The sequence below is a fragment of the Prevotella sp. TCVGH genome (genome assembly GCF_023522295.1).
GTDB lineage: Bacteria > Bacteroidota > Bacteroidia > Bacteroidales > Bacteroidaceae > Prevotella > Prevotella timonensis.
Map to the genome: position 1 here is coordinate 22,992 of NZ_QFFX01000034.1, position 6,867 is coordinate 29,858.

Below are 6,867 nucleotides of genomic sequence, written 5' to 3' on the forward strand. Positions count from 1 at the left end.
CTATTATCGACTATGACAACTTGTATTATCGCCGAGAAACCCTCGGTAGCCAGAGATATTGCTCGCATCGTAGGAGCAAAGAGTAAACAAGAAGGATATATGGAAGGCAGCGACTATGTCGTTACTTGGGCGATGGGACACCTCATCACCCTCGCCATGCCCGAAGCCTACGGTTTTTCCGCCTACAAAGCTGAAGACCTGCCCATCCGTCCCAATCCTTTCCAACTTATTGTCCGCCAAGTGCGCAGGGACAAGGAATTTGTATCAGATCCTGCCGCATTAAAGCAACTTAAAGTCATCCGTTCCTGCTTTGACAAGGCAGACCGTATTGTTGTAGCCACCGATGCAGGGCGAGAAGGTGAGCTCATCTTCAGATATATCTACCAACACTTAAACTGCCATAAGCCTTTCAACCGCTTGTGGATTTCCTCCCTCACCGATAAAGCCATTCGTGAGGGACTTTCCAATCTCAAACATGGAAACTATTACGACAATCTCTATTATTCCGCCAAGGCAAGAAGCGAAGCCGACTGGCTCATGGGCATCAATGCAAGCCGTGCATTGTCTATCGCCCGCAAGGGAGGCTATTCCTTGGGACGGGTACAGACCCCGACTCTTGCTATGGTCTGCCGTCGGTACATAGAAAATCGTGATTTTTCTTCCGTACCCTATTGGAAAATATCCGCCCTTACAGAGAAAGAGGGCGTGTCTCTGAAAGCCGTTGGCTGTAAAGACTATGAGAGTGAAGCATTGGCACTGACTGATCTCGCTACACTTCGCAGTCAGAGCCAGCTTACAGTGGAATCGGTCGTAAGAAAGGTAACGCATACCGCGCCACCACTCTTGTACGACCTTACTGCCTTACAGAAGGATGCCAACAGACGCCACGGCTTTTCGGCAGACAAGACCCTATCAATTGCCCAGAGCCTCTATGAGAAGAAAATCACAACCTATCCCCGCACAGGCAGCCGATACATCAGTGAGGATGTTTTCGAGGAAGTACCCGCCCTGCTGCACAAGACAGGAGAAACACTTCAGACTCCGCTTAACCGCCATTCGGTGGATAACACAAAGATAACCGATCACCACGCCATTATTCCTACAGGAGAAACACCTTCAGGAATATCGGCAGATGAAACAACTATCTATCAAATGGTGGTTAATCGCTTCATTGAAGCTTTTTCTCCCGATTCAGAAGAAGAGCGTATGCAGGTACGATTCACTCACGGCACCAATATCTTTACTTGGAAGGCATGCCGACAAATCTCCTTGGGCTGGAAAGCCGTGCAGAAAGGTAAAGAAGCGGAAGCTGAAAAGAAAGAAGGGGGTGAAGAACAGGTTTTGTCTTCATTGCCAAACCTGATAGAGGGAGAAAACTTGCCTGTACTTGATGCAGAAATCACCGAGCATAAGACCAAGCCAAAACCACTCTATACGGAAGCTACTTTACTTTCAGCAATGGAGAATGCTGGGAAAGAGGTCGAGGATACAGAAAGCAAAAAAGCTATGGCAGAATGCGGCATAGGAACACCAGCTACCCGTGCCAACATCATCGAAACACTTATCCTCCGTGATTATATCCGCAGGGATAAGAAATCCATCATACCGACGGAGAAAGGCTTGGCTGTCTATGAGATTGTCAAGGACAAGCGAATCGCCAATGCGGAGATGACAGGGAGCTGGGAACTGACACTTGCCGCCATTGAAGCAGGACAAATGCCGCCCGAAAAGTTCGCGCAAGGCATCAACTCCTACGTTGGTACCATCTGCGAGGAACTCCTCTCGCTGGCTCCCAAACAGAAGTCTTATTCCACCTATCGCTGCCCCAAATGTAGCAATGAGAGCGTGGGCATCTATGCCAAGGTCGCCAAGTGTAGGCATGAGGACTGTGACTTTCATATCTTCCGTGAGGTTTGTGGAACGCTTCTCACCGAGGACTACATCCGGGATTTGCTAACCATAGGACGTACACCCATTCTCAAAGGATTAACCAGCAAGGCAGGCAAGAAGTTCAACGCCCGTCTGGTACTGAATGAAGACTATACCACATCCTTTGAATTTGAAAGCCGGAAAGGAAAATCAAGAGGGAGATAATCCCGACAGAAATAAAGAGGAACAGATTTGGTCGGGAGGTAGTATTTTTATCTTCCGACCTTTTCCTCCTTAATTAAAAAGAAACACTATGGCATACAATAAGAAAAACGTCCTTGAAACCAACACAGAAGCCATCCGTGTTGTGCTTCGCTTGGAAAAAGAACGCCGCGAAGCCACCGAAGCCGAGAAAGACATATTGCGCAACTATCAGGGCTTCGGTGGCTTGAAATGCGTGCTGAATCGATGTGATAGCCCCGATGACCTCCGCTATTGGAGCCAGTCGGAGCAACAACTTTTCGAGCCAACCCAAAGGCTCAAACAGATGATTTACCGTGAAGCCGTCGATGCCAACACCGCCAAGCGGTACTGGGAGAGCATCAAGGCAAGCGTGCTCACGTCTTTCTATACCGATACCCGCATTGTAACTGCGATTGCAGATGCACTTGTTTCCGTAGATGTACCCATACGTCGCTGCTTAGACCCTTCGGCAGGCATGGGAGCCTTTGCCGAGACCTTTGCAAGGCAGGCTGGAGTCGTAGATGCAATGGAGAAAGACCTAATCACTGCCCGTATCAGCCAAGCCCTGCATCCTTATGGAAAAGGTAACATTTTCGTTCGCAACGAGCCTTTTGAAGCCATTGGAGAGATAGAAGACAAGGACAAGTACGACCTTGTTACAAGTAACATTCCTTTCGGTGATTTCATGGTCTATGACCGTGAGTATAGTAAGGGCAAGGATACTCTTAAGCGGGAATCAACCAGAACCATTCATAACTATTTCTTTGTGAAAGGACTTGATACGCTCAAAGAGGGCGGACTCCTCGCATTCATCACCTCACAAGGTGTATTGGACAGTCCCCGCAATGAAGCCATACGCCGTTACCTCATGCAAAACAGCCGCCTTATCTCCGCTCTCCGTTTACCGTCGGGCATGTTTTCAGACAATGCAGGAACAGACGTAGGCAGTGACCTCATCATCCTGCAGAAGCAGACAGGTAAAGAAATCAGCGAGGGCATCGAGCAGCAGTTCGTAGAAACTGTTTCCGTTCCCAAGGAAGAAGGCTCTTCTGTCGTCTTCAAGCACAACTCACTTTTTGCAGGAGATTGGAAAGATATTGCCCACCGTACCATTGCCACGGAGCGCACGATGGGTACAGACCCCTACGGCAAGCCTGCATGGGAATATCGCTTCGATGGTAGCATTGATGATATGGCGGAGAGTATCAGGACACAGCTCTCTTTGGAAGTTGAGCAACGCTTTGACCGCAAACTCTATGAAACAGGCATACCTATGACGGAGGAGGAGGAACGGCAGAAAGAAGCCGAGAAGCAACTGCATAAGTTAGGGATAACGGTTGATTTGCCCAAAGAGGACCCAAAAACGGACAAGGAGGCAGATAACGCCTATAATCTGATGCCCGACAGCATCAGAAAGCAACTACCTAAACTGTACAGCACAGAGAAAGGATTGATAGGTGATAAGGTCGCCTATGCACGCTATTTCTTCCCGAAGGGAGCTTACACGGCTTATCTTTTGGAGTACGACCCTAAGAGCCGTATAGGTTTCGGTGCTGTCACGATGGGCTACGGCTGGGAGTTGGGCAATATGTCGCTTGACGAGATGGAGGAAGTGAAGATTCATGGGCTGGGCATTGAGCGCGACCTGTACTTCTCTCCCAAGAAACTGCACGAGATAGCCGAACTGGAAGAAATCGTCAGGGGACAATATACCAAAGAAGAAGTGGTGACAGAGGAAATCAAGGAAAAGGCTGCACCCGAAGTTCAGACTCCGACAATGGAGGATAGCCTTTCCACGGAAAATGCCAAAAAGGAAGTCCAAGTTGAAAAGGTAAGTGGGCAAGTGGATAAAACGAGCGGAGAGCAGACGGTACAGATACAAGAGACAGGCTCTACTATTGAAGAATCAGCCCCAGAGGGAGTACCTGTGCTTAGCCTTCACCGCCAATATGAGCAGGAAGTGAAAGAAATCCGCACCGATGTGGAAGCCCCACGGGAGATGAACGGGCAGACTGTCTATTTTGATGAGGATCATCATCCCATTATGGACAGTATTGATGAGCGACAGGAAACGGAGCAGCCCTCCCTGTTTACTCCAGAAGAATACAGCCTATGGACACAGGAAGTAACGCGCGTGAACAAGGAAATCAAGGAAGCTCCTAAAACACAGGTTCAGACAGTCCAAAAGCATCCAGAAAACAAAGTAGGAAAGGAGAACAAGAAAATACATCCAACAGTCACTCCGGGACGTAAAACCAAAGGAAAGGGCAATAAGAAGACCGCCTCCCCTTCATACCTTGAGCCATCCCTTTTTGACTTTATGAACGAAGCCGAAGAGCGGAAGCCACAACCGATAACAGAGGTTAAGAAAGAGTTTGACGCATCACCGCGCCCTTTTCTATCATTGCCGGACTCTCACCTAAGAGACGGCTCCATTGTCATGCAGAAAGGGCAGGTGGGGTTTCTTTCTGACTTAAAGCGACATCCAACCTTTAACCCAATGGACTTGCCGTATGCACAGCTTTCCCGACTAAAAAGCTATATCGAGATACGGGAGTGCTATCATCGTCTCTATGACTACGAGGCAGAGAACCATGCAGAAGACAGGGAAGATAGAAACAGGCTCAATCATCTGTATGATGACTATGTTGCACGCTGGGGCTACTTTAACCAGAAAGCGAACACCGACATCATTAAGATGGATGCCACAGGCGTGGAAATGCTCTTCTTGGAACGCTCCGAGAACGGCAGGTACGTCAAGGCGGATATCTTTGACCATCCTACGGCATTTTCCACCACGGAGCTGACCGTTGCCACAGACCCGATGGAGGCACTGGGCGCATCGCTCAACAAGTACGGCACGGTGGAACTTGACTACATGAGTTCGCTTTTACCTGATATGGAGGAAAGCGACATCATTTCTTCCTTGGAAGGTCGTATCTATTTCAATCCCGAAGAGAATGCTTACGAGGTAGCGGACAAGTTCATTTCGGGCAATGTAATAGAAAAGGCGGAGCGTATCGAGTCATGGCTATTGGACCATCCTGACCACGAAGAAGCAAAGCAGAGTCTTGCTGCCCTATGTGCAGCCACGCCGACACCCATTCCTTTTGCAGACCTTGACTTCAACCTCGGTGAACGTTGGATACCTGCCAAAGTCTATGGTAGGTTTGCCTCAGAGTTCTTTGGGACGGAGATAGGCGTATCATATCACTCCAATATGGATGAGTATAGCATTGTCTGCGACCGAAAGAATGCCAATATCTGGCACAAGTATGCCGTACAGGGGGAGTTCCGCCGCTATGACGGCATCAATCTCCTGAAGCATGCACTGCACAACACCATTCCCGACATCAACAAGAGCAAGGAGGTGACGGATAAGGTTACGGGAGAGACCAAGACCATTAAAGTAAGGGACGGACATGCCATCCAGATGGCAAATGCCAAGATTGAGGAAATCAGACAGGGCTTTGTCGATTGGCTCGGACGCACACCCGACACCTTTAAGCAACAGCTCTCCGACAGGTACAACCGCCTTTTCAATTGTTTTGTACGACCCAACTTTGACGGCACGCATCAAACTTTCCCGGACCTTGACCTCAGACGATTGGGTATTGCCGACCTCTACAAGAGCCAGAAGGATGCTGTGTGGATGCTGAAAACCAATGGCGGCGGTATCTGCGACCACGAGGTGGGAGCGGGTAAAACGCTCATTATGTGTACGGCAGCCTACGAGATGAAACGGTTGGGACTGGCAAACAAGCCGATGATTATCGGTCTGAAGGCAAACGTCTTCGATATTGCCGATACCTTTAGGAAAGCTTATCCCAATGCTAAGGTACTCTATCCCGGCAAGAATGATTTCAGTAAGCAGAACCGACAACGCATCTTCAACGACATCAAAAACAACGACTGGGACTGCATCATCCTCACGCACGAACAGTTCGGCATGATACCGCAAGCCTTGGAAGTACAAGAGGCTATCTTGCAGAAGGAGAAGGACTCTGTGGAGGAAAACCTCGAAGTCCTGCGTATGCAAGGAGCGGAGATTTCCCGTGGTATGCTCAAAGGCTTGGAAAAGCGCAAGCAGACACTTGAAGCCAAGTTACAGAACATACAGGACAGCATCGCCGAAAGAAAAGACGATGCCGTGGACTTCAAGATGATGGGTATCGACCACCTCTTTGTCGACGAATCGCACCAATTCAAGAACCTGATGTTCAATACTCGCCACGACCGTGTATCGGGCTTGGGCAATCCGGATGGCTCACAGCGTGCCTTAAACATGCTCTTTGCTATTCGTACCATACAGGAGAGGTCCGGCAAGGACTTAGGAGCCACTTTCCTTTCAGGAACAACCATTAGTAATTCTTTGACGGAGTTATATCTGCTCTTTAAATATCTCCGTCCGCAAGCACTCGAAAAGCAGGGCATCAACAGCTTTGACGCATGGGCAGCGGTGTTCGCAAAAAAATCCACCGATTACGAGTTTTCTATTACCAATGAGATTATTCAGAAGGAGCGATTCCGTACATTCATCAAGGTGCCGGAGCTGGCTGCGTTTTATGCGGAAGTATAGGAGTTGGAAGCAAGAAAAGGAGAAAAATGTGTATCTGATTGAAACACAAGATATATTGCCTGCATTCTCATTGGGTTGCATCAAGGTAAATAGGCGAAAAAAGGAGTGAAAAAGCAAGAGTTCAGTTACCAAATCGTTCGAGAAACGATGAAAGGAAAAGAACAGCTAAAAGTGGT

General features: G+C 48.6%; 2 protein-coding genes. Both read left to right on the forward strand.

The window, feature by feature from the left end:
- Positions 1-12 precede the first annotated feature (12 nt).
- Positions 13-2,094 carry a type IA DNA topoisomerase gene (topB, locus tag DEM91_RS07735; RefSeq protein ID WP_249858525.1) on the forward strand — a complete coding sequence of 694 codons (2,082 nt, stop codon included), beginning with the start codon at positions 13-15 and terminating at the stop codon, positions 2,092-2,094.
- An 88-nt stretch (positions 2,095-2,182) separates the two neighbouring features.
- Positions 2,183-6,691: a DUF2958 domain-containing protein gene (locus DEM91_RS07740; protein WP_249858526.1), complete on the forward strand. Its 4,509-nt coding sequence runs from the start codon at positions 2,183-2,185 to the stop codon at positions 6,689-6,691.
- The last annotated feature ends 176 nt before the right edge of the window (positions 6,692-6,867 follow it).

What these genes read in the sequence shown, in the direction of transcription:
- DEM91_RS07740 (WP_249858526.1), top strand. Translation starts at nt 2,183, where the DNA reads ATGGCATACAATAAGAAAAACGTCCTTGAAACCAACACAGAAGCCATC.
- topB (WP_249858525.1), top strand. Translation starts at nt 13, where the DNA reads ATGACAACTTGTATTATCGCCGAGAAACCCTCGGTAGCCAGAGATATT.